This is a genomic window from Streptomyces sp. BPTC-684, assembly GCF_030028635.1.
GTDB lineage: Bacteria > Actinomycetota > Actinomycetes > Streptomycetales > Streptomycetaceae > Streptomyces > Streptomyces noboritoensis.
In genome coordinates, this window is the sequence record NZ_CP124863.1 from 2,947,266 (window position 1) to 2,973,834 (window position 26,569).

Annotated in this window: 26 protein-coding genes and 2 tRNA genes; 19 read left to right on the forward strand and 9 right to left on the reverse strand. The window is 69.5% G+C overall.

The annotated features are described in order from the left end of the window. Positions 1–9: 9 nt before the first annotated feature. From yidC to rpmH, 4 genes are read right to left on the reverse strand one after another with little or no spacing between them, the layout of a single operon-like run. The gene (gene yidC / locus QIY60_RS13115; RefSeq protein WP_283142573.1) at positions 10–1,296 is read right to left on the reverse strand and encodes a membrane protein insertase YidC; all 1,287 of its coding nucleotides are present in this window, start codon (positions 1,294–1,296) and stop codon (positions 10–12) included. 3 nt (positions 1,297–1,299) lie between these two features. Further along, on the reverse strand, positions 1,300–1,635 hold the full coding sequence (gene yidD / locus QIY60_RS13120) for a membrane protein insertion efficiency factor YidD (protein ID WP_101389154.1): 336 nt from the start codon (positions 1,633–1,635) through the stop codon (positions 1,300–1,302). Further along, the gene (gene rnpA / locus QIY60_RS13125; protein WP_101389153.1) at positions 1,632–2,003 is read right to left on the reverse strand and encodes a ribonuclease P protein component; all 372 of its coding nucleotides are present in this window, start codon (positions 2,001–2,003) and stop codon (positions 1,632–1,634) included. The genes yidD and rnpA overlap by 4 nt, the downstream gene beginning before the upstream one ends. Before the next feature lie 18 nt (positions 2,004–2,021). Further along, positions 2,022–2,159: a 50S ribosomal protein L34 gene (rpmH, locus tag QIY60_RS13130; protein ID WP_006381191.1), complete on the reverse strand. Its 138-nt coding sequence runs from the start codon at positions 2,157–2,159 to the stop codon at positions 2,022–2,024. 385 nt (positions 2,160–2,544) lie between these two features. Here rpmH and dnaA point away from each other — a divergent pair, with 385 nt between their 5' ends. From dnaA to QIY60_RS13175, 9 genes are all read left to right on the forward strand, one after another. Next, positions 2,545–4,314, forward strand: a complete 1,770-nt coding sequence (gene dnaA / locus QIY60_RS13135) for a chromosomal replication initiator protein DnaA (protein ID WP_283142574.1) — start codon at positions 2,545–2,547, stop codon at positions 4,312–4,314. Between the two features lie 928 nt (positions 4,315–5,242). Then, on the forward strand, positions 5,243–6,373 hold the full coding sequence (dnaN, locus tag QIY60_RS13140) for a DNA polymerase III subunit beta (protein WP_101389151.1): 1,131 nt from the start codon (positions 5,243–5,245) through the stop codon (positions 6,371–6,373). A 120-nt stretch (positions 6,374–6,493) separates the two neighbouring features. Next, on the forward strand, positions 6,494–7,372 hold the full coding sequence (gene gnd, locus QIY60_RS13145) for a phosphogluconate dehydrogenase (NAD(+)-dependent, decarboxylating) (protein ID WP_283142575.1): 879 nt from the start codon (positions 6,494–6,496) through the stop codon (positions 7,370–7,372). Positions 7,373–7,415: 43 nt separating this feature from the next. Next, on the forward strand, positions 7,416–8,537 hold the full coding sequence (gene recF / locus QIY60_RS13150) for a DNA replication/repair protein RecF (RefSeq protein WP_283142576.1): 1,122 nt from the start codon (positions 7,416–7,418) through the stop codon (positions 8,535–8,537). Continuing rightward, the gene (locus QIY60_RS13155) at positions 8,534–9,085 is read left to right on the forward strand and encodes a DciA family protein (RefSeq protein WP_283142577.1); all 552 of its coding nucleotides are present in this window, start codon (positions 8,534–8,536) and stop codon (positions 9,083–9,085) included. Before recF ends, QIY60_RS13155 begins: the two co-directional genes overlap by 4 nt. Positions 9,086–9,499: 414 nt before the next feature. Further along, the gene (gyrB, locus tag QIY60_RS13160) at positions 9,500–11,563 is read left to right on the forward strand and encodes a DNA topoisomerase (ATP-hydrolyzing) subunit B (RefSeq protein ID WP_283142578.1); all 2,064 of its coding nucleotides are present in this window, start codon (positions 9,500–9,502) and stop codon (positions 11,561–11,563) included. 44 nt (positions 11,564–11,607) lie between these two features. After that, on the forward strand, positions 11,608–14,220 hold the full coding sequence (gene gyrA / locus QIY60_RS13165) for a DNA gyrase subunit A (protein WP_283142579.1): 2,613 nt from the start codon (positions 11,608–11,610) through the stop codon (positions 14,218–14,220). 87 nt (positions 14,221–14,307) lie between these two features. After that, positions 14,308–14,904 carry a DUF3566 domain-containing protein gene (locus QIY60_RS13170; protein WP_283142580.1) on the forward strand — a complete coding sequence of 199 codons (597 nt, stop codon included), beginning with the start codon at positions 14,308–14,310 and terminating at the stop codon, positions 14,902–14,904. Between the two features lie 110 nt (positions 14,905–15,014). Beyond that, a tRNA-Ile gene (locus QIY60_RS13175) sits at positions 15,015–15,088 on the forward strand. Positions 15,089–15,268: 180 nt separating this feature from the next. Here the strand turns inward: QIY60_RS13175 and QIY60_RS13180 are convergent. Next, a complete protein-coding gene (locus tag QIY60_RS13180; RefSeq protein ID WP_283142581.1) occupies positions 15,269–15,634 on the reverse strand; it encodes a DUF6344 domain-containing protein in 366 nt (121 codons plus the stop codon). A gap of 210 nt (positions 15,635–15,844) precedes the next feature. Here QIY60_RS13180 and QIY60_RS13185 point away from each other — a divergent pair, with 210 nt between their 5' ends. Together QIY60_RS13185 and QIY60_RS13190 are read left to right on the forward strand one after the other, a co-directional pair. Next, positions 15,845–15,979, forward strand: coding sequence for a DLW-39 family protein (locus QIY60_RS13185; RefSeq protein WP_003958712.1), 135 nt, complete (start codon positions 15,845–15,847; stop codon positions 15,977–15,979). A gap of 144 nt (positions 15,980–16,123) precedes the next feature. Next, a complete protein-coding gene (locus tag QIY60_RS13190; RefSeq protein ID WP_283142582.1) occupies positions 16,124–17,437 on the forward strand; it encodes a hypothetical protein in 1,314 nt (437 codons plus the stop codon). A 57-nt stretch (positions 17,438–17,494) separates the two neighbouring features. Here the strand turns inward: QIY60_RS13190 and QIY60_RS13195 are convergent, their stop codons facing one another. Beyond that, the gene (locus QIY60_RS13195; protein ID WP_283142583.1) at positions 17,495–18,859 is read right to left on the reverse strand and encodes a serine/threonine-protein kinase; all 1,365 of its coding nucleotides are present in this window, start codon (positions 18,857–18,859) and stop codon (positions 17,495–17,497) included. A gap of 24 nt (positions 18,860–18,883) precedes the next feature. Then, positions 18,884–19,432 (reverse strand): DNA-binding protein, encoded by a 549-nt coding sequence (locus QIY60_RS13200; RefSeq protein ID WP_101389140.1) that lies wholly within the window; start codon positions 19,430–19,432, stop codon positions 18,884–18,886. Between the two features lie 151 nt (positions 19,433–19,583). Here QIY60_RS13200 and QIY60_RS13205 point away from each other — a divergent pair. Beyond that, positions 19,584–19,656, forward strand: a tRNA-Ala gene (locus QIY60_RS13205). 79 nt (positions 19,657–19,735) lie between these two features. On the opposite strand, the gene QIY60_RS13210 is transcribed toward QIY60_RS13205, so the two are convergent. Beyond that, entirely contained in the window at positions 19,736–20,425 is a 690-nt protein-coding gene (locus QIY60_RS13210) for a DUF5324 family protein (protein WP_283142584.1), read from the reverse strand. A 337-nt stretch (positions 20,426–20,762) separates the two neighbouring features. Here QIY60_RS13210 and QIY60_RS13215 point away from each other — a divergent pair, with 337 nt between their 5' ends. Both QIY60_RS13215 and QIY60_RS13220 read left to right on the forward strand, forming a co-directional pair. Beyond that, the gene (locus QIY60_RS13215) at positions 20,763–21,296 is read left to right on the forward strand and encodes a peptidylprolyl isomerase (RefSeq protein WP_283142585.1); all 534 of its coding nucleotides are present in this window, start codon (positions 20,763–20,765) and stop codon (positions 21,294–21,296) included. Between the two features lie 154 nt (positions 21,297–21,450). Next, positions 21,451–22,320, forward strand: coding sequence for a rhomboid family intramembrane serine protease (locus QIY60_RS13220; RefSeq protein ID WP_283142586.1), 870 nt, complete (start codon positions 21,451–21,453; stop codon positions 22,318–22,320). Between the two features lie 289 nt (positions 22,321–22,609). Here QIY60_RS13220 and crgA read toward each other — a convergent pair whose 3' ends face one another. Beyond that, positions 22,610–22,867, reverse strand: a complete 258-nt coding sequence (crgA, locus tag QIY60_RS13225; RefSeq protein ID WP_101389137.1) for a cell division protein CrgA — start codon at positions 22,865–22,867, stop codon at positions 22,610–22,612. 141 nt (positions 22,868–23,008) lie between these two features. Here crgA and QIY60_RS13230 point away from each other — a divergent pair, with 141 nt between their 5' ends. The 5 genes from QIY60_RS13230 to QIY60_RS13250 all read left to right on the forward strand — a co-directional run bounded on the left by QIY60_RS13230 (position 23,009) and on the right by QIY60_RS13250 (position 26,566). Continuing rightward, entirely contained in the window at positions 23,009–23,797 is a 789-nt protein-coding gene (locus tag QIY60_RS13230; RefSeq protein ID WP_283142587.1) for a DUF881 domain-containing protein, read from the forward strand. Between the two features lie 34 nt (positions 23,798–23,831). After that, positions 23,832–24,509 carry a class E sortase gene (locus QIY60_RS13235; RefSeq protein ID WP_283145914.1) on the forward strand — a complete coding sequence of 226 codons (678 nt, stop codon included), beginning with the start codon at positions 23,832–23,834 and terminating at the stop codon, positions 24,507–24,509. Positions 24,510–24,576: 67 nt separating this feature from the next. Beyond that, positions 24,577–24,753 carry a hypothetical protein gene (locus QIY60_RS13240; protein ID WP_283142588.1) on the forward strand — a complete coding sequence of 59 codons (177 nt, stop codon included), beginning with the start codon at positions 24,577–24,579 and terminating at the stop codon, positions 24,751–24,753. After that, positions 24,750–25,388 (forward strand): aminodeoxychorismate/anthranilate synthase component II, encoded by a 639-nt coding sequence (locus QIY60_RS13245; protein WP_190092068.1) that lies wholly within the window; start codon positions 24,750–24,752, stop codon positions 25,386–25,388. The genes QIY60_RS13240 and QIY60_RS13245 overlap by 4 nt, the downstream gene beginning before the upstream one ends. Then, positions 25,385–26,566 carry a class E sortase gene (locus QIY60_RS13250; protein ID WP_283142589.1) on the forward strand — a complete coding sequence of 394 codons (1,182 nt, stop codon included), beginning with the start codon at positions 25,385–25,387 and terminating at the stop codon, positions 26,564–26,566. Before QIY60_RS13245 ends, QIY60_RS13250 begins: the two co-directional genes overlap by 4 nt. Positions 26,567–26,569 lie beyond the last annotated feature (3 nt).

Consider the following 26,569-nt stretch of genomic DNA (forward strand, 5'->3'; position numbering starts at 1 on the left):
GACTCCTTCTTACTTCTTGGACGGGTGCTTGGGCCGCTGCTGACCCTTGCGCTGTCCTGACTGGGCCTTGCTGCGTGCGGTACCGGAGGCCGGCTTGGCGGCCGACTTGGACTTGGCGTCCTGCGGCGCGTCCTGCTTCGCCCCGGAGTCCTCGTCCGACGTGCCCTTGTCCAGCGAGGTCTTCGCCGGTTCCTCGGCGTCGGCCGTGCCCTGCTGGGCGGCCGCACCGGACTGGCGCTGGGCCTTGGTCTGGCGCTTGGGCTGCTGCCGCTTGGGCCCGCTGCCCTCCGCCTCGGCCACGGTGGTCTCGCTCTTCACCACGGAGCCGTCGGCCTGGGCCGCGAAGCCCTGCTTGGCCAGGCCGGTGATGAACTTGCGCTCGTTGTCGTTGCGGTCCGGGCCCTTGGCCACGATCGCCTGGACCACGGCGCGACGGCGCTTGCCACGGACGTCGCTGTGGGCGGCGATGCTCTTGCTCAGCCGCTCCAGGTAGCTGGCCTGCGCCTTCGAGCCCGGCGTCGGGTTCTGGTTGATCACGTACATCTGCTGGCCCATGGTCCACACGTTGGTGGTCAGCCAGTAGACGAGGACACCGACGGGGAAGTTGATGCCCATCACGGCGAACATGACCGGGAAGACGTACATCAGCATCTTCTGCTGCTGCATGAACGGCGTCTTCACCGAGAGGTCCACGTTCTTCGTCATCAGCTGGCGCTGGGTGAAGAACTGCGAGGCGGACATCAGCACGATCATGATCGCGGTCACGACGCGGACGTCGGTCAGCGTGGCGCCGAGGGCGTCGACCTTGGAGGCACTGTCGGTGAACTTGGCGGCCAGCGGGGCGCCGAAGATGTGGGCGTTACGCGCGCTGTCGAGCAGCGACTGGTCGATGACGCCGACCTTCTTGTTGCTCGCGATGTTGCTGAGCACGTGGTAGAGCGCGAAGAAGAACGGCGACTGCGCCAGGATGGGAAGACACGAGGAGAGCGGGTTGGTGCCCGTCTCCTTGTACAGCTTCATCATCTCTTCGGACTGACGCTGCTTGTCGCTCTTGTAGCGCTCCTGGATCGCCTTCATCTTCGGCTGGAGCGCCTGCATGTTCCGGGTCGACTTGATCTGCTTCACGAAGAGCGGGATCAGACAGATCCGGATCAGCACCACCAGGGACACGATGGACAGTCCCCAGGCCCAGCCCGTGTCCGGGCCGAAGATCGCGCCGTACAGCTTGTGGAACTGGACGATGACCCAGGAAACAGGGGTGGTGATAAAGCTGAACAGACTGGCAATCGTGTCCACTAATCAGGCTCCTTGAGCATTGGGCGAGGTCTCTGCGGCCGGGCTGGGCTCGGTCTCGGCGGCAAAGTGCCCGCCCTTGTCGCCGCGCCAGGCATTGCGCAGCGCCTCGTGCCAACGAGGGCGCTTGCGTTCGGGGACGTAGTCCACGCCGCCCGGCGACCACGGGTTGCACCGCAGAATGCGCCAGGCGGTCAGTGCCGTGCCCTTCACCGCGCCATGCCGGTCAATGGCCGTGAATCCGTAGTGGGAACACGACGGGTAGTACCTGCAGACGGGCCCGAGCAGCGGGCTGATCGTCCACTGGTACAACTTGATCAGGGCCAGCAGCGGGTACTTCATCGCGCACCCCCTCCCAGCAGCCGCTGGAGGGCGGCGTCCAGGTCTCGGGCCAGATGTGCATGATCGGCATCGCCCGCGCCGGGCAATGCTCGTACGACCACCAGGCTACCGGGGGGCAGCTGGGACAGCCGATCGCGCATCAGATGGCGAAGCCTGCGCTTCACCAGGTTGCGGACGACCGCTACACCCACGGCCTTGCTGACGACGAAACCCGCACGCGTCGGGGGAGCGCTCTCCCCAGGCGCGTGCGGGTCCGTTGCACCGCTGCGTAGATGGACGACGAGGAGCGGGCGACCGGCCCGGCGTCCTCGGCGTACCGCGGTCGCGAAGTCTTCGCGCCGCCTCAGCCGATTCTCGGTAGGCAGCACGTCATGACCTGTATGCGATTAGGCGGACAGGCTGGCGCGGCCCTTGCCACGGCGGTTCGCGAGGATGGCGCGGCCGGCACGGGTCCGCATCCGCAGGCGGAAGCCGTGGGTCTTGGCGCGACGACGGTTGTTCGGCTGGAAGGTGCGCTTGCTCACTCGGGGGCTCCAGAAATGATTCGGTGGTGGCGGGACATCGCCTGGCTGTCACCGTGCGCCCACGAGAAGCTCGCAATTCGCGAAGCTCGCAATACGCCCGAGTGCACCGCTTCACGATCACAGACCGTGATCTTTGCCCATCGGAGGCAGGCGGCAGCAGCCATCGACAACTCGACCTGGTTACGGTACGCGCGACTACGCCATCCGGTCAAACCAGCGTCTTCCCGGGGCCCGCTGTGCACAGCCTGTGGACAACAACTTGAACCACGTCAGTCGCCGCGACTACCGTGGCTCGACCCCGACTCTTTTCCTTTCTGTCCTTGCCTGTCCTTCCATCCCGTCCCGAGAACCACACATTCGTGGGACCTGCGAGAGAGCGTGCCTTGTGGCTGACGTACCTGCCGATCTTGCCGCAGTGTGGCCACGAGTGCTGGAGCAGCTCCTCGCGGAGGGCCAGCAGGGCATCGAGCCAAAAGACAAGCAGTGGATCGAGCGCTGCCAGCCGCTCGCCCTGGTCGCCGACACGGCGCTGCTCGCCGTCCCCAACGAGTGGGGCAAGCGCGTCCTGGAGGGTCGGCTGGCCCCGCTGATCAGCGACACGCTCAGCCGTGAGTGCGGCCGCCCGATCCGGATCGCGATCACCGTCGACGACTCCGTGGGCGAGCCTCCCGGCGGCGGCCCGCAGTCCGCGCCGCCCCAGCAGCAGCCGCCGCGCTACCAGGACGACGCCTACGGCCGCCCGGCCGACGACGGCCTGCCGACCGTGCGCCCCGCGTACCCGGACTACCAGCAGCAGCGCCCCGAGCCCGGCGCCTGGCCGCGAGCCCAGGAGGACCTGTCCTGGCAGCAGCCGCGCCTGGGCGGCTTCCAGGAGCGCGACCCGTACGCGACCGCCCGCCCGCAGCAGCCGCAGCACGACTACCGGCAGCCGCAGATGCCCGAGCGCCCGCCGTACGAGCAGCAGTCGCAGCCGTACGAGCAGCAGCGCCCGGACCGGCACGAGCGCCCCGAGCCGCAGGCCCCGCAGCACCACGGCGGCCCGCAGCCGGGCGGCGGCGCCCCGCGTCCGATGGGTGGCCCCTCGTCGTCCTCGGCGTCCCAGCCGGGCGGCCCCGGCGAGCCGCACGCGCGCCTCAACCCCAAGTACCTCTTCGACACGTTCGTCATCGGTTCCTCGAACCGGTTCGCGCACGCGGCGGCCGTAGCCGTCGCCGAGGCGCCGGCCAAGGCGTACAACCCGCTCTTCATCTACGGGGAGTCGGGCCTTGGCAAAACGCATCTGCTGCACGCCATCGGGCACTACGCCCGCAGCCTCTACCCCGGCACGCGCGTGCGCTACGTGAGCTCCGAGGAGTTCACCAACGAGTTCATCAACTCGATCCGCGACGGCAAGGGCGACACCTTCCGCAAGCGGTACCGGGACGTGGACATCCTTCTGGTCGACGACATCCAGTTCCTGGCGAGCAAGGAGTCGACGCAGGAGGAGTTCTTCCACACGTTCAACACGCTCCACAACGCCAACAAGCAGATCGTGCTCTCCTCCGACCGGCCGCCCAAGCAGCTGATGACGCTGGAGGACCGGCTGAGGAACCGTTTCGAGTGGGGTCTGACCACCGACGTGCAGCCGCCGGAGCTGGAGACGCGTATCGCGATCCTCCGTAAGAAGGCGGTGCAGGAGCAGCTCAACGCCCCGCCGGAGGTGCTGGAGTTCATCGCGTCCCGGATCTCGCGGAACATCCGCGAGCTGGAGGGCGCGCTGATCCGGGTGACGGCGTTCGCGTCGCTCAACCGGCAGCCGGTGGACCTGGGGCTCACCGAGATCGTGCTGAAGGACCTGATCCCCGGCGGCGAGGACTCGGCGCCGGAGATCACGGCCGGCGCGATCATGGCGGCGACGGCCGACTACTTCGGTCTCACCGTCGAGGACCTGTGCGGATCCTCGCGCAGCCGGGTCCTGGTGACGGCCCGCCAGATCGCCATGTACCTGTGCCGCGAGCTCACCGACCTCTCGCTGCCGAAGATCGGGGCGCAGTTCGGCGGCCGCGACCACACGACGGTGATGCACGCCGACCGCAAGATCCGCGCGCTGATGGCCGAGCGACGCTCCATCTACAACCAGGTCACCGAGCTCACCAACCGCATCAAGAACGGCTGAGCAGACCGCTGGCAGAGCCTCTCAGGGCGCCCGGGACACCTGTCCCGGGCGCCCTTTTCCGTCGCGCTACGCGCGCGTGGAGCCTCTCTGCGGCATCCTCCCGCGTTGCTCAAAGCCTCGCCGCAGCGCTGTTCCCGCCCCTGTGTACGGCCCGTCGCGGCCGGTCCGTACGGCTCGCTCCGGCTCCCGGTGTTCGAATACGCGCCGGTCAGAGGGGGTTCTCCACAGATCCGGGTACTTTTTCCTGTCCACACCCTGGGGACTGTTCAGTTGTCCAGATTGCTTCCACAGGCCGACGCCCTGATACTCCATCACCCCAGGTCAGATGCTTGTGGATTTGTGCGTGAGCGTGCTCCACAGGCTGTGGATGAATTTTCTGTCCACAGCCTGTGGTCAAAGTTGTCCACCGGCGGCCCACAGGCTGGGGCCCGTTGCCCACAGCTTCTCCACAGCGCTGTCCACTGTTCGGCAACGCAACACCCCCCATCACCGTGTCGAGTGAAAGGCGTCACACCAACGAGGCCGGTTGGGCTGTGGGGAACGTGGGTAAAGCTGGGGACAGCTCTGGGGAGAAGTGGGCCCTGCCTGTGCATCGGGTGTGCAGAACTTTCGGGTGTCCACAGAACCGGTGAGTTGTCCACCGCCTCCACCCACAGGCTCGGTGGACAAAAAAGTGGGCCTGACCTGCGAAAACGGGGTTATCCACGGTTTCCACAGGCCCTACTACTACTCCCACTTAGAGTTAGCTCGGATTTCGCTTCGAAGTGGGGCCTGTGCACAACTGGAGCCCGGCGGCTCCCGGACCTCTCGCCACGACTTGACCCCGACTCGCACCGAGTGTCAGCGGCGTACGTCAGACTGGTCCCCGGCGATACAGCCGACGACGAAAGCCAGCAGGGCGAGCCAGCAACAGCAGGAGGCGGTTCCGGTGAAGATCCGGGTGGAGCGCGATGTTCTCGCGGAGGCGGTGGCGTGGGTGGCCCGCAGCCTCCCGGCCCGTCCGCCCGCGCCGGTGCTCGCGGGCCTTCTTCTGAAGGCGGAGGACGGCGCCCTCAGCTTCTCCAGCTTCGACTACGAGGTCTCGGCGCGGGTCTCGGTCGAGGCCGAGGTCGACGAGGACGGCACGGTGCTCGTCTCCGGCCGCCTGCTCGCCGACATCTGCCGCGCCCTGCCCAACCGCCCGGTGGAGATTTCTACAGACGGTGTACGGGCGACGGTGGTCTGCGGCTCCTCCCGCTTCACCCTCCACACCCTGCCTGTGGAGGAGTACCCGGCGCTGCCGCAGATGCCGACCGCCACCGGCACCGTTCCCGGTGAGGTCTTCGCCTCCGCCGCCGCCCAGGTCGCCATCGCCGCCGGGCGCGACGACACCCTGCCCGTGCTGACCGGCGTCCGGATCGAGATCGAGGGCGACACGGTCACCCTGGCCTCGACCGACCGCTACCGCTTCGCGGTCCGCGAGTTCCTGTGGAAGCCGGAGAACCCGGACGCCTCCGCGGTCGCCCTGGTGCCCGCCAAGACGCTTCTGGACACCGCCAAGGCCCTGACCAGCGGTGACACGGTCACGCTCGCCCTGTCGGGCTCGGGTGCCGGTGAGGGCCTGATCGGCTTCGAGGGCGCCGGCCGCCGCACCACCACTCGCCTGCTCGAAGGCGACCTGCCGAAGTACCGGACGCTGTTCCCCACCGAGTTCAACTCGGTCGCGGTGATCGAGACCGCGCCCTTCGTCGAGGCCGTCAAGCGCGTCTCCCTGGTCGCCGAGCGCAACACGCCGGTCCGCCTCAGCTTCGAGCAGGGCGTGCTCATCCTGGAGGCCGGTTCCAGCGACGACGCACAGGCTGTGGAAAGGGTCGACGCCAACCTGGAGGGCGACGACATCTCGATCGCCTTCAACCCGACCTTCCTGCTCGACGGCCTGAGCGCCATCGACTCCCCGGTCGCCCAGCTCTCCTTCACCACCTCGACCAAGCCGGCGCTGCTGAGCGGCAAGCCCGCGCTCGATGCCGAGGCGGACGACGCGTACAAGTACCTGATCATGCCGGTGCGTCTCTCCGGCTGATCCACCCGGCTGACCTGCGGGGCCGCGTTCGTCTGAGCGGCCGACCCCACAGGTGTGTGCCCGTGTCCCGGCGTAGTCTCGGACACGGGTACGAACGCCACAACGTCAAAGGATCATGTGATGGAGCTCGGTCTCGTCGGCCTCGGCAAGATGGGCGGCAACATGCGCGAGCGGATTCGCCGCGCAGGCCACACCGTCATCGGTTACGACCGCAACCCGGACGTCGCCGATGTCCACAGCCTCGAAGAGCTTGTGGGCAAGCTCAAGGGTCCGCGCGTGGTCTGGGTGATGGTTCCGGCCGGTGCCGCGACCCAGTCGACCATCGACGAGCTGGCCGAGCTGCTCTCCCCCGGCGACGTGGTCGTCGACGGCGGCAACTCCCGCTGGACCGACGACGAGAAGCACGCCGTCGAGCTGGGCCTCAAGGGCATCGGCTTCGTCGACTGCGGTGTCTCCGGCGGCGTCTGGGGCCTGGAGAACGGCTACGCGCTGATGTACGGCGGCGACGCCGAGAACGTGGCCAAGGTCCAGCCGGTCTTCGACGCGCTGAAGCCCGAGGGCGAGTTCGGCTCGGTCCACGCGGGCAAGGTCGGCGCCGGCCACTTCGCCAAGATGGTCCACAACGGCATCGAGTACGCGATGATGCAGGCGTACGCCGAGGGCTGGGAGCTCCTGGAGAAGGTCGACTCCGTCACCGACGTCCGCGAGGTCTTCCGCAGCTGGCAGGAGGGCACGGTCATCCGTTCCTGGCTGCTGGACCTGGCGGTCAACGCCCTCGACGAGGACGAGCACCTCGACCGGCTGCGCGGCTTCGCCGCGGACTCCGGCGAGGGCCGGTGGACCGTGGAGGCGGCCATCGACAACGCCGTGCCGCTGCCCGCGATCACCGCGTCGCTGTTCGCGCGGTTCGCGTCCCGGCAGGACGACTCCCCGCAGATGAAGATGATCGCGGCGCTGCGCAACCAGTTCGGCGGCCACGCGGTCGAGTCCAAGAAGTAATCCACAGGCTGTTGGCAGGGCCGGGGGAGGTCGGCGCACCACCATGCACGTCACGCATCTCTCACTGGCCGACTTCCGCTCGTACGCCCGGGTCGAGGTTCCGCTCGACCCGGGCGTCACCGCTTTCGTGGGCGCCAACGGCCAGGGCAAGACCAATCTCGTCGAAGCGGTCGGCTATCTGGCGACCCTCGGCAGCCACCGGGTCTCCTCGGACGCGCCGCTGGTGCGCATGGGCGCCGACCGGGCGATCATCCGCGCGGCCGTGACCCAGGGCGAGCGCTCCCAGCTGATCGAGCTCGAGCTGAACCCGGGCCGGGCCAACCGGGCCCGTATCAACCGGTCCTCGCAGGTCAGACCGCGTGACGTGCTGGGGATAGTGCGGACCGTGCTCTTCGCGCCGGAGGATCTGGCGCTGGTCAAGGGCGACCCCGGCGAGCGGCGGCGGTTCCTGGACGAGCTGGTCACCGCGCGCTCCCCGCGCATGGCGGCCGTCCGCTCCGACTACGACCGCGTCCTCAAACAGCGCAACACCCTGCTGAAGTCGGCCGCGATGGCCCGCCGCCACGGTGGCCGTGGCATGGACCTGTCGACGCTCGACGTGTGGGACCAGCATCTGGCGCGGACGGGCGCGGAGCTGCTCGCCCAGCGCCTCGACCTGATCGCGACGCTCCAGCCGCTCGCCGACAAGGCGTACGAGCAGCTGGCGCCCGGCGGCGGTCCGGTGGCGCTGGAGTACCGCCCCTCGGCGCAGGGCGAGGCCGTCACCCGTGAGGACCTGTACGGCCAGCTCATGGCCGCGCTCGCCGATGTGCGCAAGCAGGAGATCGAGCGGGGCGTCACCCTTGTCGGGCCGCACCGCGACGACCTGCTGCTCAAGCTGGGCCAGCTCCCGGCCAAGGGGTACGCGAGCCACGGCGAGTCCTGGTCGTACGCGCTGGCGCTGCGGCTCGCCTCGTACGACCTGCTGCGGGCCGAGGGCAACGAGCCGGTGCTTGTCCTGGACGACGTCTTCGCGGAGCTGGACGCCCGGCGCCGCGAACGGCTGGCGGAGCTGGTGGCTCCGGGCGAGCAGGTGCTGGTGACGGCGGCCGTGGACGACGACGTGCCGGGCGTCCTCGCGGGGGCGCGGTACGAGGTCGCCGCGGGGGAGGTGGCGCGGGTATGAGCGAGCACTCCGGTAACGAGACGCCCGCGCCCAAGGTTCCCGAGTCCTCCGGCGTCGACCTCGCGCGCGTGGCGCTGCGCGCCGCCAAGGAGCAGGCCAAGGCGCGGGGCGCCGCCGCGCAGCAGAAGAAGCAGGCCAGAAGGGGCGGCGGCCTGCGCTCGGGCGCTCGCGCGGACGGGCGCGACCCGCAGCCGCTGGGCGCTGCGATCAACCGGCTGATCACCGAGCGCGGCTGGGAGACCCCGGCCGCGGTGGGCGGCGTGATGGGCCGCTGGCCGCAGATCGTCGGCGACGACCTGGCCAAGCACTGCGTCCCGCTGCGCTACGACGAGGACCCCGACGAGCGCGTGCTCACGGTCCAGTGCGACTCCACGGCGTGGGCGACGCAGCTGCGCCTGCTCGCGCCCCAGCTGGTGGCCCGGCTGAACGCGGACCTGGGCCACGGCACGGTCCGGATGATCAAGGTCCTGGGGCCGGGAGGCCCGCCCACCCGGTACGGGCGCCTGCGGGCCCCGGGGAGCACGGGCCCGGGCGACACGTACGGGTGAGGCAGGGCGCACCCGTACGCCCCGCTGCTCGACGCACCCGTCCCGTACCTCGAAGAACCCGCCACTTTCCCCCTGTTGGCGGACCTCGCGCGCCAGGAAACCGGGCGGTACGGGTGAGGCGTCCCTCACGGTAGCCGGAGGTTGACAGGCCGAAGCGCTGAATGCCGGTGTGAGGCTCTTGGAGCCCCTGCCCGGATATGGGGAGTCGGTCGCCGCCCGCTCAGGGCGGCACATGCGGACTCAGGTACCGGCAAACCCCCATTCATGTCGGCGCTACCGGTAGACTGGTCAATAATCCCGCCCTCCTCGCGGGACCCACCGAATGACGCGGTCGGACGCGCTGCCCCTCCAGGGCGCCGCCGGACGCTGACCATCGCTGAACGACGCAGCCGCTCCTGTCTGCCCAGGAAGGCTGTGCTGTGCCAGAAAGGGCGCTTCGTGGCCGATTCCGGCAACCCCAACGAGAACACCCCGTCCGCTGCCGCCGGTGAGAACGGCGAGGTCACCGCCTCGTACGACGCCAGCGCCATCACCGTCCTCGAAGGTCTGGACGCGGTCCGCAAGCGACCCGGCATGTACATCGGCTCGACCGGTGAGCGCGGCCTGCACCACCTGGTGCAAGAGGTCGTCGACAACTCCGTCGACGAGGCCCTCGCCGGTCACGCGGACACGATCGACGTCACGATCCTCGCCGACGGCGGCGTGCGCGTGGTCGACAACGGCCGCGGCATCCCCGTGGACATGCACCCCGTGGAGAAGAAGCCGGCCGTCGAGGTCGTGCTGACCGTGCTGCACGCGGGCGGCAAGTTCGGCGGCGGTGGCTACGCCGTCTCCGGTGGTTTGCACGGTGTCGGCGTCTCCGTCGTCAACGCCCTCTCGACCAAGCTCGCCGTCGACATCAAGCGCGACGGCTACCGCTGGACGCAGGACTACAAGCTCGGTGTCCCCACCGCGCCCCTGGCCAAGCACGAGCAGGTCGAGGACAGCGGCACCACGGTGACGTTCTGGGCCGACCCGGACGTCTTCGAGACCACCGAGTACTCCTTCGAGACGCTCGCGCGGCGCTTCCAGGAGATGGCCTTCCTCAACAAGGGCCTGACGATCAAGCTGACGGACGAGCGGGAGTCGGCGAAGGCCGTCTCCGGGGCGGACTCGGCGGATGAGTCGGAGGACCAGCAGGCCCTCACGGTCTCGTACCACTACGAGGGCGGCATCGTCGACTTCGTGAAGTACCTCAACTCGCGCAAGGGCGAGCTGATCCACCCGACCGTGATCGACGTGGAGGCCGAGGACAAGGAGCGCATGCTCTCGGCCGAGATCGCGATGCAGTGGAACTCTCAGTACAGCGAGGGCGTTTACTCCTTTGCGAACACCATCCACACGCACGAGGGGGGTACGCATGAGGAGGGATTCCGCGCCGCGCTCACGGGCCTGGTCAACCGGTACGCCCGTGACAAGAAGCTGCTGCGCGAGAAGGACGACAACCTCTCCGGCGAGGATATCCGCGAGGGTCTGACGGCGATCATCTCCGTCAAGCTGGGCGAGCCGCAGTTCGAGGGCCAGACCAAGACCAAGCTGGGCAACACCGAGGCGAAGACGTTCGTCCAGAAGGTGGTGCACGAGCACCTGACCGACTGGTTCGACCGGAACCCCAACGAGGCCGCGGACATCATCCGCAAGGCCATCCAGGCGCAGACGGCACGTGTCGCCGCCCGCAAGGCGCGCGACCTGACCCGCCGCAAGGGTCTGCTGGAAAGTGCCTCTCTCCCCGGCAAGCTCTCCGACTGCCAGTCCAACGACCCGACGAAGTGCGAGATCTTCATCGTCGAGGGTGACTCCGCCGGTGGTTCGGCGAAGTCCGGCCGCAACCCGATGTACCAGGCCATCCTGCCCATCCGGGGCAAGATCCTGAACGTCGAGAAGGCCCGCATCGACAAGATCCTGCAGAACACCGAGGTCCAGGCGCTGATCTCGGCCTTCGGCACCGGAGTCCACGAGGACTTCGACATCGAGAAGCTCCGCTATCACAAGATCATCCTGATGGCGGACGCCGACGTCGACGGCCAGCACATCAACACCCTGCTGCTGACCTTCCTCTTCCGCTTCATGCGGCCGCTGGTCGAGGCCGGGCACGTGTACCTGTCGCGCCCGCCGCTCTACAAGATCAAGTGGGGCCGGGACGACTTCGAGTACGCGTACTCCGACCGTGAGCGCGACGCGCTCGTGGAGCTCGGCAAGCAGTCGGGCAAGCGGATCCGCGAGGACTCGATCCAGCGCTTCAAGGGCCTCGGCGAGATGAACGCCGAGGAGCTGCGCGTCACCACGATGGACGTCGAGCACCGCGTCCTGGGCCAGGTCACCCTGGACGACGCGGCCCAGGCCGACGACCTGTTCTCGGTGCTGATGGGCGAGGACGTCGAGGCACGGCGCTCGTTCATCCAGCGCAACGCCAAGGACGTCCGCTTCCTCGACATCTGAGTCGGTCTGTCGCTGACCGCTTCGAAAGGACTTGAGAACCAGCAATGGCCGACGAGAACACTCCCGCGACCACTGAACCCACCGAGGAAGACCCTGTACTGCGCATCGAGCCCGTCGGGCTCGAGACGGAGATGCAGCGCTCCTACCTCGACTACGCGATGTCCGTCATCGTCTCGCGCGCGCTGCCGGACGTACGGGACGGCCTGAAGCCCGTCCACCGCCGCGTCCTGTACGCGATGTACGACGGCGGTTACCGGCCCGAGAAGGGCTTCTACAAGTGCGCCCGCGTCGTCGGCGACGTCATGGGCACCTACCACCCGCACGGCGACTCCTCGATCTACGACGCGCTCGTCCGCCTCGCCCAGCCCTGGTCGATGCGGATGCCGCTGGTCGACTCCAACGGCAACTTCGGTTCCCCGGGCAACGACCCGGCCGCCGCCATGCGGTACACCGAGTGCAAGATGATGCCGCTGTCCATGGAGATGGTCCGCGACATCGACGAGGAGACCGTCGACTTCCAGGACAACTACGACGGCCGCAACCAGGAGCCGACGGTCCTGCCGGCGCGCTTCCCGAACCTGCTGGTCAACGGCTCCGCCGGTATCGCCGTCGGTATGGCCACCAACATCCCGCCGCACAACCTGCGCGAGGTCGCGGACGGCGCCCAGTGGTTCCTGTCGCACCCCGAGGCCTCGCACGAGGAGCTCCTGGACGCGCTGATCGAGCGCATCAAGGGCCCCGACTTCCCGACCGGCGCCCTCGTGGTCGGCCGCAAGGGCATCGAGGAGGCGTACCGCACGGGCCGCGGCTCCATCACGATGCGCGCGGTGGTCGCGGTCGAGGAGATCCAGAACCGCCAGTGCCTGGTCGTCACCGAGCTTCCGTACCAGGTCAACCCCGACAACCTGGCGCAGAAGATCGCGGACCTGGTGAAGGACGGCAAGGTCGGCGGCATCGCCGACGTCCGCGACGAGACCAGCTCCCGTACCGGCCAGCGCCTGGTCATCGTGCTCAAGCGGGACGCGGTCGCCAAGGTCGTCCTCAACAACCTGTACAAGCACACCGACCTCCAGACGAACTTCGGCGCCAACATGCTGGCGCTCGTCGACGGCGTGCCGCGCACGCTCTCGCTGGACGCGTTCATCCGCCACTGGGTGACGCACCAGATCGAGGTCATCGTCCGGCGCACCAGGTTCCGTCTGCGCAAGGCCGAGGAGCGGGCCCACATCCTGCGCGGTCTGCTCAAGGCGCTCGACGCGATCGACGAGGTCATCGCGCTGATCCGGCGCAGCGACACCGTCGAGGTCGCGCGCGAGGGCCTGATGGGCCTGCTCTCCATCGACGAGATCCAGGCCAACGCGATCCTGGAGATGCAGCTCCGCCGGCTCGCCGCCCTGGAGCGGCAGAAGATCGTCGCCGAGCACGACGAGCTCCAGGCGAAGATCAACGAGTACAACGCGATCCTCGCCTCGCCCGAGCGCCAGCGCCAGATCATCAGCGAGGAGCTGGCCGCGATCGTCGAGAAGTTCGGCGACGACCGGCGCTCCAAGCTGGTGCCCTTCGACGGTGACATGTCCATCGAGGACCTGATCGCCGAAGAGGACATCGTCGTCACCATCACCAACGGCGGCTACGTCAAGCGCACCAAGACCGAGGACTACCGCTCGCAGAAGCGCGGCGGCAAGGGCGTGCGGGGCACCAAGCTGAAGCAGGACGACATCGTCGACCACTTCTTCGTCTCCACCACCCACCACTGGCTGCTGTTCTTCACCAACAAGGGCCGCGTCTACCGGGCCAAGGCGTACGAGCTGCCGGACGCCGGCCGGGACGCGCGCGGCCAGCACGTGGCGAACCTGCTGGCCTTCCAGCCGGACGAGAAGATCGCCCAGATCCTCGCCATCCGCGACTACGAGGCGGCGCCCTATCTGATCCTGGCCACCAAGGGCGGCCTGGTGAAGAAGACCTCGCTCAAGGACTACGACTCGCCCCGTTCGGGTGGTGTCATCGCCATCAATCTGCGCGAGACCGCGGACGGCAGCGACGACGAACTGATCGGCGCGGAGCTGGTGTCGGCCGAGGACGATCTGCTGCTCGTCAGTAAGAAGGCTCAGTCCATCCGCTTCACGGCGACGGACGACGCCCTGCGCCCGATGGGCCGCGCCACCTCGGGCGTCAAGGGGATGAGTTTCCGCGAGGGCGACGAGCTGCTCTCGATGAATGTCGTCCGGCCCGGTACTTTCGTGTTCACCGCCACCGACGGCGGGTACGCGAAGCGGACCCCCGTCGACGAGTACCGCGTCCAGGGTCGCGGTGGCCTCGGCATCAAGGCCGCCAAGATCGTCGAGGACCGGGGCTCGCTGGTCGGCGCGCTGGTGGTCGAGGAGACCGACGAAATCCTCGCCATCACGCTCGGCGGTGGTGTGATTCGTACGCGAGTCAACGAGGTCAGGGAGACGGGCCGTGACACCATGGGCGTCCAACTGATCAACCTGGGCAAGCGCGATGCCGTCGTCGGCATCGCTCGTAACGCCGAGGCCGGTCGCGAGGCTGAAGAGGTCGACGGTCCCGAAGGGACCGAGATCGACGCTGCCGAGGGCGAGTCTGCCGAGGCCGCAGTCGAGGGCACGGAGCCTTCGGCCGGTGAGCACGAGGAGTAAAGCGTGAGTGGAGCCACGGGCGCCGGATCGGCCGATTCCGGAGCGAACGGTGCCCGTGGCCCTGCCGCGGACTCCCAGGGGGTAACGGTGACCGACACCCGCGGGCCCAAGGCCCGGTCCGACCACGAGGGGTACGCCGCCGGGGCACTGCCCGGCGAGCGCGAGAAGCCCGCATCGGGCCCCGCGCAGCCGTACCACCCGCCGCAGGCCTACCCGACGTCCCAGAACGGGACACAGGGCGGCCGGCAGCGCGGCGGCGGCTCGTCGTCCGCCGCCGTCCGCCGGCCCCGCACAGGGGCGCGTACGACACCGCGTACGCGCAAGGCGCGGCTGCGGGTGGCCAAGGCCGACCCGTGGTCGGTGATGAAGGTCAGCTTCCTGCTCTCCATCGCGCTGGGCGTGTGCACGGTGGTGGCGTCGGCGGTGCTGTGGATGGTCATGGACGCCATGGGCGTCTTCTCGTCGGTGGGCGGGACCATCAGCGAGGCCACCGGCTCCAATGAGTCCAACGGGTTCGACCTGCAGTCCTTCCTGTCGCTGCCGCGCGTGCTGATCTTCACCTCGGTGATCGCGGTCATCGATGTGGTGCTCGCCACCGCGCTGGCGACGCTCGGCGCGTTCATCTACAACCTCTCGGCCGGTTTCGTGGGCGGCATCGAGCTCACGCTGGCCGAGGACGAGTAAGCGCGGGTCGCCGCAGTTCAAACCGGGGGCGGCCATCGATTTTGGGACTGGCCCCCACGTGCGCTAATCTTCAGAGGTCAGCGCGCGGGGGATACCTCGCAGAGCGCGGCGGGGCTATAGCTCAGTTGGTTAGAGCGCATCCCTGATAAGGATGAGGCCACAGGTTCAAATCCTGTTAGCCCCACAGTGCAGAAGGTCCCCGGACGATGAGTCCGGGGACCTTTTCGTTGTGCCGTGCGGTCCTCGTGCGGGGGGCGTGGGGTCCTCTCGTGTACGTACGTAGTACGTACACGAAGAAGCCCGGCAACTCGGGGGAGTCGCCGGGCTCGTGGCTCGCAAGCTCGGGCAGGAGCTGGGAGAGCGGTCAGGGCGTCGTCACCAGGGCGCTGTCGCCCAGGGCGGGCGTGTCGGCGACGGTCGCGCCACTCGCTCTGTCGCTGCCCTCGCTCTCGTCGTGGGAACCGGGCAGGTGCCGGGGCGACGGCGAGGAACCGTGGGCCTCGGCGCGGATGCGCTGTTTCATCGTGGGCGGCAGCGCCGAGGCGCTGGGCAGGGCCCATCGCACGTTCGGCGTCTCGGGGGCCAGGTTTTCCCCGCAGTGGCGCGCGGCGTCCTGCTGCGGTACAGAAGCGGCGGCGGTGGCCTGGCCTGCCAGGCCGAGGGAGGCGAGGAGGGCGACGAGCGCGCCGATGAGTGCGGTCCACCACGTCGTGAGCTTGCTGGTTGCCATGACGTCCTCGCTTCTGTGCCGTTTGGGGTTGCCCGATTTGCGTTGTATCTCATGATGTGCAAGAGCGGCGGAGAGCGAGGGGGCGACGCACCGTTATGTGTGGATGTTCCGATCAACTGCACTCGGATGGACCATCACCGATTGGTATCGATCGGTGTGTATAGTCGGGCGACAGAGGTCCCTTACGTCAAGGAAAGACGAGGTCGCGCGGTGAAGAAGCTCCTCCTGGTCGCACTGGCCGCCATCGGCGGGCTCCTCGTGTACCGCCAGATCCAGGCGGATCGCGCCGAGCAGGACCTGTGGACGGAGGCGACCGACTCCGTGCCCGCAGGTTCGGGTGTGTGAGCCCCACAGAGTCCAAGTTGCAGAGCCCCGGCCGCCGACGCGGCCGGGGCTCTGTGCTGTCATGTGCCCGGGGCAGTCGTCCCCACGGGTTCACCTGCGCAAATCAATGGCTTGCGAAAGCAAAATTGAAGGGGGCGCGGCGGCATGACGAACCAGTGTGGGAAGGGCCGGGCCGCGGCCGCCGTGGCCGCGCTGTGCGCGCTGGCGGCCCTCCAGGGCCAGGGGGCGCAAGTCGCGAACGGGCAGCAGCCGCACCGCCCGTACCGCGCTGACAGCCCCTACCGCTACGACCCGCGCGCCCGGCCGGTCACCGGAGCCGCGACCGGCCAGGGCGCGCCGCGCCTTACGGCGGGAGCCGTGTACCGGTCGGCCGTCGGGCCCGGCGCCAAGGCGTACTTCCAGGTCGACCTGGGCGGCACCGGAGACGCCTATGTGTCGGCCGTGGCCGTACCGAAGCCCGACACCAAGGTCGTCTTCGGCGACGGCATCGAGCTCACGCTCCAGGACCGCGACGGCAACACCTGCGACACCGGCCGCGCGGTCTTCGGCTCGCCGGAGTACCCGAGGCCGATCGCCGCGTACGTCTCACGGGGCCTGACCCGCAATCAGACGCCCTGTCAGGCGGCGGGCCCGTACTACGTGTTGGTCCAACGGGTCGGGGACGCCGCCTCCGCGCCCGGCGAGTGGGGCCTGGAGCTGCGGCACACCAGGGAGCCGAGGCTCACGGCCGACGCCCCGACGACCGCACCCACGCACTGGGCGACCGCCTCGCCGCCCCTGCCCTCCTCGGCGGCACGCGCGGTCCACGGCGGTACGGGCTTCGCCTACGCGCCCCGGCTGAGCGGCGGCGCGTGGCGCGACTCGCTGAAGCCGGGCGCCACGCTCTTCTACCGCGTCCCGGTCGGCTGGGGCCAGCAGGTGTTCGCCACCGCCGAACTGGGCCGTGCCGGCGGGAGCGGATACGTGGCCTATGCCATCGACCTCCAGCTCTACAACCCGGCGCTCGGCCCGGTCGCGGACGTGTACACGGGGTACGACGGGAAGCCCGCGTCAGTCTCCTTCCAGCCGCTGGCGTCGGTGGCGTACGAGAACCGCTATTCCACCTCGGGCCCGGTCGGGGCGCTGCGCTTCGGGGGCGACCACTACCTGGCGGTCAGCCTCAGTCCCCAGGTCGCCCGGACGCTCGGCCCGGGGGCGTACCCCGTCACGCTGCGGGTGGGCGTGCGGGGCGAGGCGAAACCGGCGCCCGCGTACGAGGGGGGCGCGCCCGACTTCGCGGCCAACGGCCGGGCCACCACTCCTGTCCCGGCCGCGGCCCCGGCGCGGCACCACGGCGGCTCGACGAAGATGCGGCTGCTCGCGGCGGGCGGGATCGGGACGGGCACGCTGCTGGTGCTGTGGCTCGGGGTGCGGACGCTGGTCGCCCGACGGCGGGCGCAGCCGATCAGGCCGGGCTGAGCGGCCAGGAGCGGTGTTTCCGGTCGGCTGGGCCCGGAATCTCTCCGTTCAGACCGTTCAGACCTGGCTGAGCGCCCAGAAGCCGACGGCGAAGCAGAGCAGGGCCAGGAGCAGCACCGGGACCGTCACCTTCGGGGGCGGTCCCGGTCGCTTGTGCCGGGCGGCGGGCGGCGGAGGCGCGGGGCTGTGGACCGGGGTGTGGACAGGCCCGGAAACCGGTGGCGCGGGAGTGGGAACCTGCGCGCTTTGGCCGGTGTACCTCTTAGTGACAGGGGTGGGTGTGTACGAGGGCGGATAGGGGGGCGGGATCGGATGGAATCCGTCGGCCGTGGGCGGGGTGGGCAACTGGTGGGCGGGGGGAGGCTGTTGGCGTGCCTGGGCCTGATCTTGCAGCTGGCCCTGACCCTGGCCCTGGCTCTGGCTCTGGCTCTCGCCCCGGCTCTGGCCTTGGCTCCGGTCCGGTTCCTGCGCGAGGTGAGTCGATCGCTGTGGCGTCCCGGACGTCCCGGATGTCCCCGATGTCTGCGGGTGCCGCAGGACCGGCGGGAGCTCGCGCGGTACGAATCCCTCGGGAAGCGGGCCGACCTGGTCGAAGACCTCGACCGGTTCCTCGTCGGGCCCGGGGTCCGGCAGCAGCTCGACGGCCGAGGCCAGCGCCTTGCGCGCGCCCGTGGCCGTCCGGAAGCGGACGTGCGGGTCCGGCTGCAGCAGGCCCGCCAGGACCTGCCACAGCGGCTCAGGGACGCCCTGTGGCGCCCCCGGGGTGCCGTGGGCGCTGAAGTACTCCACCAGGGCCCGGGCGTCCGGTTTCTGACCCTCCAGCAGATAGAGCGCGACCAGGCCGACCGCGAACAGGTCGGACGGGAAGTCCGGGTCCGCGCCCATGATCTGCTCGGGCGCGAAGTACCCCGGCGTCCCCATCACGTAGTTCGTCTCGGTGAGCCGCGGCTCGCCCTTGCGCATCGCGATGCCGAAGTCGGACAGCCGCAGATGCGGCCGCCCGGTGCCGGTGGCTTCGAGGAGGATGTTGGCCGGTTTGATGTCGCGGTGGACGACCCCCTCGGCGTGCACCGCGGCGAGCCCGGCGAGCAGCTGGTCGAGCAGGGCGCACACGAACCGGGGCGGCAGCGGCCCGTAGTCCCCGATCAGATGGGCCAGCGAGCCGCCGGTCACCAGGTCCATGGTGAACAGGACCTTGTCGTCGTCGGCGGCCCAGCTCGCCGGGGCCAGCACATGAGGGTGGTCGATCCTCAGCGCCTGCTCGCGGACGAAGCGCAGCAGGGTGTGCGCGTCGCTCTGCTGGAGGACCTTCGCCGCCACACAGCGGCGGCGGCGGTGGTCCCAGGCACGCCAGACGGCACCGACACCACCACGGCCGATCGGGTCGATGAGCTCGTACCGACCGGCGAAGACCTCACCCACCTGACCTCCCCGCCCCCATGGCCGTCAGCTCTGGTGCGCCTCGTAGTGGGCGACCGCCTCCGCGGTGCGTCCGGCGCCGTACACCCGGAGGAACTCTGCCAGCTCGGGGTGGGCCGGGGCGAGGGTGTCGGCGGCGTCGATGATGTCCCCGGCGGCGGCGACCGAGCGGAGCAGCGACTGGATCTCGCGCACCACCCGGCGCACGGTCGGAGCGCCCGAACTCGTCGTGGTCTGGCCGGTGTTGGTCAGGACGGAGCCGCCCTGGGACTTCTTGATCTCGTCCATCCGGTCGGTGGCCTCGGCGGCGCTGACGCTGCCGTCGGCGACCTGGCCCGCCAGGTCCTGCAGGGCCTGGACGCGCTGGACCACGGCCGGGTTGCCGATCTTGGCGCGCTGACCGCTCATCAGCTGGGACAGCATGGGGGCCGACAGGCCGAGGACGGCGGCGAGCCTGGCCTGGTTCAGGCCGAGATCGTCTATCAGCCGGCGGAAGAGCGCCCCCAGCGGCTCTCCGTACCAGCTCCGCTGAAGCTCCCTCGCTCTTGCGGTCGCTTCTTGCTGCGTTGCGTCCATTGCGCGTCTCCCCATCGCTTCCCCATTGAGGCGCTTCGCTGTCGCGAACCCCGACGAGCATCTTACGGAGAGTGGTCGCCTATCGGGAGTCCCAATCCTTTTGCGGGATACCCGGTTCCACCCGGTACTCTGGTCTGCGCATCACCTTTCCGGGGCCTTAGCTCAGTTGGTAGAGCGCTGTCTTTGCATGGCAGATGTCAGGGGTTCGACTCCCCTAGGCTCCACAGCACGACGACGGCGGGTGCCGTGGACCAGTGGTCCACGGCACCCGCCGCTTCGTTGCGTACGGCCGGTGGCCCGGGGTCAGTGGCCGCCGCGCTCCTCGCCGTATTCGGCCTCCTCGGCCTCCTTGGCCTGGACCTCCGGGTCGAGGGCGTCGCTGCCGTCGACCGCGCTCAGCGGGGTCCGCTCGGCGACCTCGGTGGGGGCCGGGGGCTCGACCAGCCAGTCCGGGTTGGCCTGCTTGTCCCACCACTTCCAGGCGGCTACGGCGCCGCCCGCCAGGACGCCGACGACCGCGAGGTACTTGGCGGCGCGCCCGGCCCGGGCCCGGCGCCGCTGCTTCTTCGCCAGCTTCTCGATCTGGCGCGGGGAGATCTGGCCGCGCAGCGCCGCGAGGGCGGCCGCGGAGCGGGCCATCGCCTCCTCGCGCACCGGCTGGGCGGCGGCGACCGCCTGGCTGACGCGGGGCGCCGTGTAGTCGGCGGCCTGGCGGGCGGCGCGGCGGGAGCGGGCGGCGGCCTCCCGGGCCACCTCGTCGACCTTCGGCGGCACGTGCGGCGCGAGATACGCGTCGTACTGGAGATGGGCCTGGCTGCGGGCCTGCTGGGCGGCCTTGGCCACCTTGGGCGCGAGCCGTGCGCTCGTTTCGTGCGCATAGCGCGCGGCATGGCTCTTGGCCGAGTCGGCGTAGGGCGCCACCACTTCCGCGGCGTGCAGCACGCTCTCCTTCGCCGAGCCGGTCGCGGCGCGCACGCTGTCCATGCGGGTCACGTGATCCTCCTCCTTGGTGGCGGGGTTCAGGGCGGTCCGGTGGGTTGTCGCCGGAATGAGCACAGTGTCGCCTTTCCACCCATCTCGAAATCATGCCTGTCGGACGGGTACCCGGCATGCGCGGAAAGGCATCCGGGTCATGCGGGGCGGCTTCGGGTGTTGCGCGGCACGAGGGCGCGAGGGCGGTGCGAGAGGAGCTCGCGTCCGACGATGCCACGGTTCGCCCCGGGGCGCGCCTGTTCGGCGGGGATCGGCGGCACTCGGCGGCATTTCCTTGCCGTAAGGCCCTCCGTGCGAGGATCGTGGGACGTCAGTGCAGACCAAAGGAAGGCAGACCGTGGCCGAGCAGCTTTACGCCACCCTGAAGACCAACCAAGGGGACATCGAGATCCGGCTCCTGCCGAACCACGCCCCGAAGACGGTCAGGAACTTCGTCGAGCTGGCCAAGGGCGAGCGCGAGTGGACGCACCCGGCGACCGGCAAGCAGTCCACGGACCCGCTCTACGACGGCACGGTCTTCCACCGAGTGATCAGCGGCTTCATGATCCAGGGCGGCGACCCGCTGGGCAACGGCACCGGCGGTCCGGGATACGAGTTCGCCGACGAGTTCCACCCGGAGCTGGGCTTCGACAAGCCGTACCTGCTGGCCATGGCGAACGCCGGGCCGGGCACCAACGGCTCCCAGTTCTTCATCACGGTGTCCCCCACCGCGTGGCTGACCCGTAAGCACACGATCTTCGGCGAGGTCGCCAGCGAGGCCGGCAAGAAGGTCGTGGACGCCATCGCGAGCGCCCAGACCAACCCGCGCACCGACCGCCCCGTCCAGGACGTGGTCATCGAGTCGGTCGTCATCGAGTCCCGCGAGGGCTGAGCTCCGCGCGCCCCGGTCCCGGGCGGGGCCACCGCGAGCCGCCCGAAGAACCGAAGGCACCCGTTCGAGGGGAACCAAACCGCCCCGCTCGTCCGTATGACGTGACGAGCGGGGCGGCGCGGTTGCCGCACCCGCACCGAGTACAAGGAGCCCGATGGACCAGGCGAGCCTGCCGAGCTGCTACCGGCACCCGGGCGTGCAGACGGGCATCACCTGCACCCGCTGCGAGCGCCCGATCTGCCCGGAGTGCATGGTCAGCGCCTCGGTCGGATTCCAGTGCCCGGAGTGCGTCCGCGGCGGCTCCGGCACCGGCCACGCGCCGACGGCCAACCAGCCGCGCACGATGGCGGGCGCCGCGATCGCGCCCGGCGACCCCCATCTGCTCACCAAGATCCTCATCGGGCTCAACCTCGTCGGCTATCTGCTCCAGCAGGCGCTCGGCGACAAGTTCGAGTACGGGTACGAAATGCTGGGGCGGGCCTTCGTGCCCGGGTTCGACTCGCTCCAGGGCGTCGCCGAGGGGCAGTGGTACCGCCTGGCGACGTCGATGTTCCTGCACGGCGGTGTCATGCACATCGCGTTCAACATGCTCAGCCTGTGGTGGATCGGCGGGCCGCTGGAGGCGGCGCTCGGCCGGGCGCGCTATCTGGCGCTCTACTTCGTCTCCGGGCTCGCCGGAAGCGCGCTGACGTACTGGCTCGCGGCCCCGAACCAGCCTTCGCTAGGCGCCTCCGGGGCGATCTTCGGGCTGTTCGGCGCCACCGCCGTGCTGATGCGCAAGCTGAACTACGACATGCGGCCGCTGATCGCGCTCCTGGTGATCAACCTGGTGATCACCTTCAACCCCTGGGGCGGAATCGCCTGGCAGGCCCACATCGGCGGTCTGGTCGGCGGCACGGTGATCGCGTACGCCATGGTCCACGCACCGCGCGAGCGCCGGTCGCTGATCCAGTGGGGGACGTGCGGGGTGGTCCTGCTGGCCGTCCTGGTCATCGTGATAGCCCGCACCGCCGCGCTCACCTGAAGCGGCGGACCCCCACCTGGGCGGGCACGCGGAGTCGGGCTTTCCCCCAAGGTTGTCCACAGTGCGTGCCGGATCTTGTGCATCCAGTGGGGAACAGCTGTGCCCCTTGTCGCTGACCTGGGTTTTCCCAGCAAGGACAAGGGGCGGGCCGTGGGCCGGTGTGGAAGGGTGCAGTCACACCGGCGTCAACACGGTGGAGGTTATCCACAGATCGTCTGACCTTTTCCCCAGTGTGGATAGCGTTGTGGATAACCCGTGGGCAAGGCTTGACGAGGAGGCTGTGGAGGGGCTACTTCCACTGCGTGGAGACACCGAAGCCGCCGGCGATGAAGCCGAAGCCGACCACGATGTTCCAGTTCCCGAAGGACTTCAGCGGCAGATCGCCCTCGGTCACATAGAAGAGGACGATCCAGGCGAGCCCGATCAGGAAGAACGCCAGCATCACCGGGGCCACCCAGCCCCGGCTGCCCAACTTGATGGCGGTGGCCTGCTTCGCCGCCGGCGGCGGCGTGAAGTCGGCCTTCTTGCGGATACGTGACTTCGGCACGAGGAACACTCCTGTCGATGCGCTGCGTGACCGCGCAGGGAACTATGGCTGGGCGGCGGCGGAGGGGCAACGGGGGATCACTGCTGCCCCCAGGCGTCCGTTAGCGTAGTGCTTCCGTGGCGCCGAAGGAGTAAGGGTACGTTGAGCAATTCCGCCGACTCCCCACAAGGGCTCCCTGGTGAGCCCGCCGAACCGCGCCGACGCTTCCGCGCAGGCCCCGTCCGGCTGCTCTCCGCCGCCGTCTTCGCCCTGGCCGGACTCATCTTCGTCACCAGCTTCAACACTGCCAAGGGCACCAACATCCGCACCGACGCCTCGCTGCTGAAACTCTCCGACCTGATCCAGCAGCGCAGCCGCAAGAACGCCGAGCTCGACCAGTCCACCGCCACCGTCCGGGGCGACGTCGACGCCCTCGCCCAGCGCGACAACGGCTCCACCAAGGCGCAGGACCAGCAGCTCGCCGCCCTCAAGGACGCGGCCGGCACCGAGAAGGTCGCCGGCAAGGCGCTCAGCGTCACCCTCAACGACGCCCCGCCCAACGCCACGGCCGCCCCCGGCTACCCCGCCCCCCAGCCCAACGACCTGGTCATCCACCAGCAGGACCTCCAGGCCGTGGTCAACGCGCTGTGGCAGGGCGGCGCCCAGGGCATCCAGGTCATGGACCAGCGGCTCATCTCCACCAGCGCCGTGCGCTGCGTCGGCAACACCCTGATCCTCCAGGGCCGCGTCTACTCGCCCCCGTACAAGATCAGCGCGGTGGGTGATCCCGGGAAGCTGCGCCAGGCGCTCACCGACTCCCGGGCGATCCAGAACTACCAGCTGTATGTGAAGGCGTACGGGCTCGGCTGGAAAGTCGACGAGCACAAGGCGATGACTCTGCCCGGCTACTCGGGCACAGTGGATCTCCACTACGCGAAGCCGGTGGGATAGCGCGGGAGGGGGCGGCCCGGTGCCTGGTGTCTCGGTGCGGCTGGTCGTCAGGACGTTCAGCGAGCTGTGCATCACGGTCGGCGCCCTGATCGTCCTCTTCGTCGTGTACGTCCTGTACTGGACCGGGGTGAAGGCGGACAGCGCCGCCGACAGCCAGATATCCGCCCTGCACCACCAGTGGGAGCGCGCCCCCGCCGCGAGCGCGCCGCAGCGGAGCGCACCGCCCGCCCCCGCCCCGTACTCCGAGGGAAAGTCCTTCGCGGTCATGTACATCCCCAGGCTGGGCAAGGACTGGCACAAGCCCGTGCTGGAGGGGACCGGGGTCAAGGACCTCCAGAAGGGCCTCGGGCACTACGCCACCACCGCGCGCCTGGGGCAGCCGGGCAACTTCTCGGTCGCCGGGCACCGGCGCACCTACGGCGACCCGTTCAAGGACTTCCCCGAGCTGCGGCCCGGCGACGCGGTGGTGCTCACCGACGGCACGACCTGGTTCACCTACCGCCTCGACAACAAGCCCTACCGGACCGTGCCCAGCGACATCGGAGTCATCGATCCGGTCCCCGCCAAGTCGCCGTTCCGCTCGCCCGGCCGCTATCTGACCCTCACCACCTGCGATCCGGAATGGGGCAGCAGCCACCGGCTGATCGCCTGGGGTCACCTCGACTCCACCCGGCCCGTGGCCCAGGGCAAGCCCCGAGCTTTGACCGGCTGAGCCCCTGTCCGCAGCGCCGACCCTTAGTCTGGTGCGGTAACGATCGTCGGAAGGGACAGCGGACAGCATGTACGGCTGGATCTGGCGGCATCTGCCGGGCAACGCGTGGGTACGGGCGTTCACTTCGCTCGTACTGGTACTGGCGATTGTCTATGTGCTCTTCCAGTACGTCTTCCCGTGGGCGGAGCCGCTGCTGCCGTTCAACGATGTCACCGTCGACCAGGGCATGGGAGCGACCCGATGAGCGCACGCGTTCTCGTCGTGGACAACTACGACAGCTTTGTCTTCAACCTGGTCCAGTACCTGTACCAGCTGGGCGCCGAGTGCGAGGTGGTACGCAACGACGAGGTGTCCCTGGAGCACGCTCAGGACGGCTTCGACGGTGTGCTGCTCTCGCCCGGCCCGGGCGCGCCCGAGCAGGCCGGCGTCTGCATCGACATGGTGCGCCACTGCGCGGCGACCGGCGTGCCGGTCTTCGGCGTCTGCCTCGGCATGCAGTCGATGATGGTGGCGTACGGGGGTGTGGTCGACCGGGCGCCCGAGCTGCTGCACGGCAAGACCTCGCCGGTCCTGCACGAGGGCGCCGGGGTCTTCCAGGGGCTGCCCTCGCCGTTCACCGCGACCCGCTACCACTCGCTGGCCGCCGAGCCCGCCACGCTCCCCGCGGAGCTGGAGGTCACCGCCTGGACGGCCGACGGGATCGTGATGGGGCTGCGCCACCGGGAACTTCCCGTGGAGGGCGTCCAGTTCCACCCCGAGTCCGTCCTGACCGAACACGGCCATCTGATGCTCGCCAACTGGCTGGTGCGGTGCGGGGACAAGGGAGCCGTCGAGCGGTCGGCAGGCCTGGCACCGGTGGTGGGCAAGGCCGCGGCGTGACGGCCGTCCGGCCCGAGCACGAGTTCGACCCGCTGACGGACCCCCTTCCGGCGGGTGGTCACGGGTCGCCGTGGTTCAGGGCGGACAACATCGCGCAGGATCAGGACCAGGCTCGGTACCAGGTCCAGCCCCAGGCTCAAGTGCCGGGCGACGCCTACGCGCGCGTGGCGGAAGAGGCGGCGCCCGCGGCCGCGCCCGTGCAGGAGTGGTACGCGGAACCCGCCGCCGACCCCGGCCCGCCGCTCCCCGAGCCCGCCCCGGTGCCTCTGGCCGAGCCCGATCCCGGCTTCGTCCCCCACGACGACGCGACCATGGCGCTCAAGCGAATAGCCGAGCCGCCCGCGCCCCCCACCGGTGGCCGGGCCGAGCGCCGCCGGGCCGCCAAGGCGCGCGGACACCGGGCCCCCTCCGCAGCCTCCGCATCCGCTTCCGCGCCCGCCGAGCCCGTGGTGAGCGGCCGTCCGCCGACCCGCGCCGAGGCACGCCGCGCCGCCAAGGCGCGCAAGGACAGCCCGGCCGTGGTGGCCAGCCGGATCATCGGCGAACTGTTCATCACGCTCGGCGTGGTGATGCTCCTGTTCGTCACGTACCAGCTGTGGTGGACCAACATCCGCGCCCATCAGCAGGCGGGCAGCGAGGCGAAGAAGATCACGCACGACTGGGCCAGCGGCAAGCAGGCACCCGGCGTCTTCGCGCCCGGCAAGGGCTTCGCCATCATGCACATCCCCAAGCTGGACGTGGTCGTCCCCGTCGCCGAGGGCACCAGCAAGCACAAGGTCCTCGACAAGGGCATGGTCGGCCACTACGGCCAGGGCAGCCTGAAGACCGCGATGCCGGGCGACAAGAGCGGCAACTTCGCGGTCGCCGGACATCGCAACACGCACGGCGAGCCCTTCCGTTACATCAACCGGCTCAAGCCGGGCGATCTGGTGATCGTGGAGACCCAGCAGGCGTACTACACGTACGCGATCACCAGCACGCTCCCGTCGACCAGCCCCAAGAACGTCTCCGTGCTCAAGCCGATCCCGGTCGGCTCGGGGTTCACCCGGCCGGGCCGCTACTTGACGCTGACGACCTGCACCCCCGAATTCACGAGTACGTACCGAATGATCGTGTGGGGCAAGATGGTCGACGAACGACCGCGCAGCAAGGGCATGCCCGACGCGCTCGCCGGCTGACGG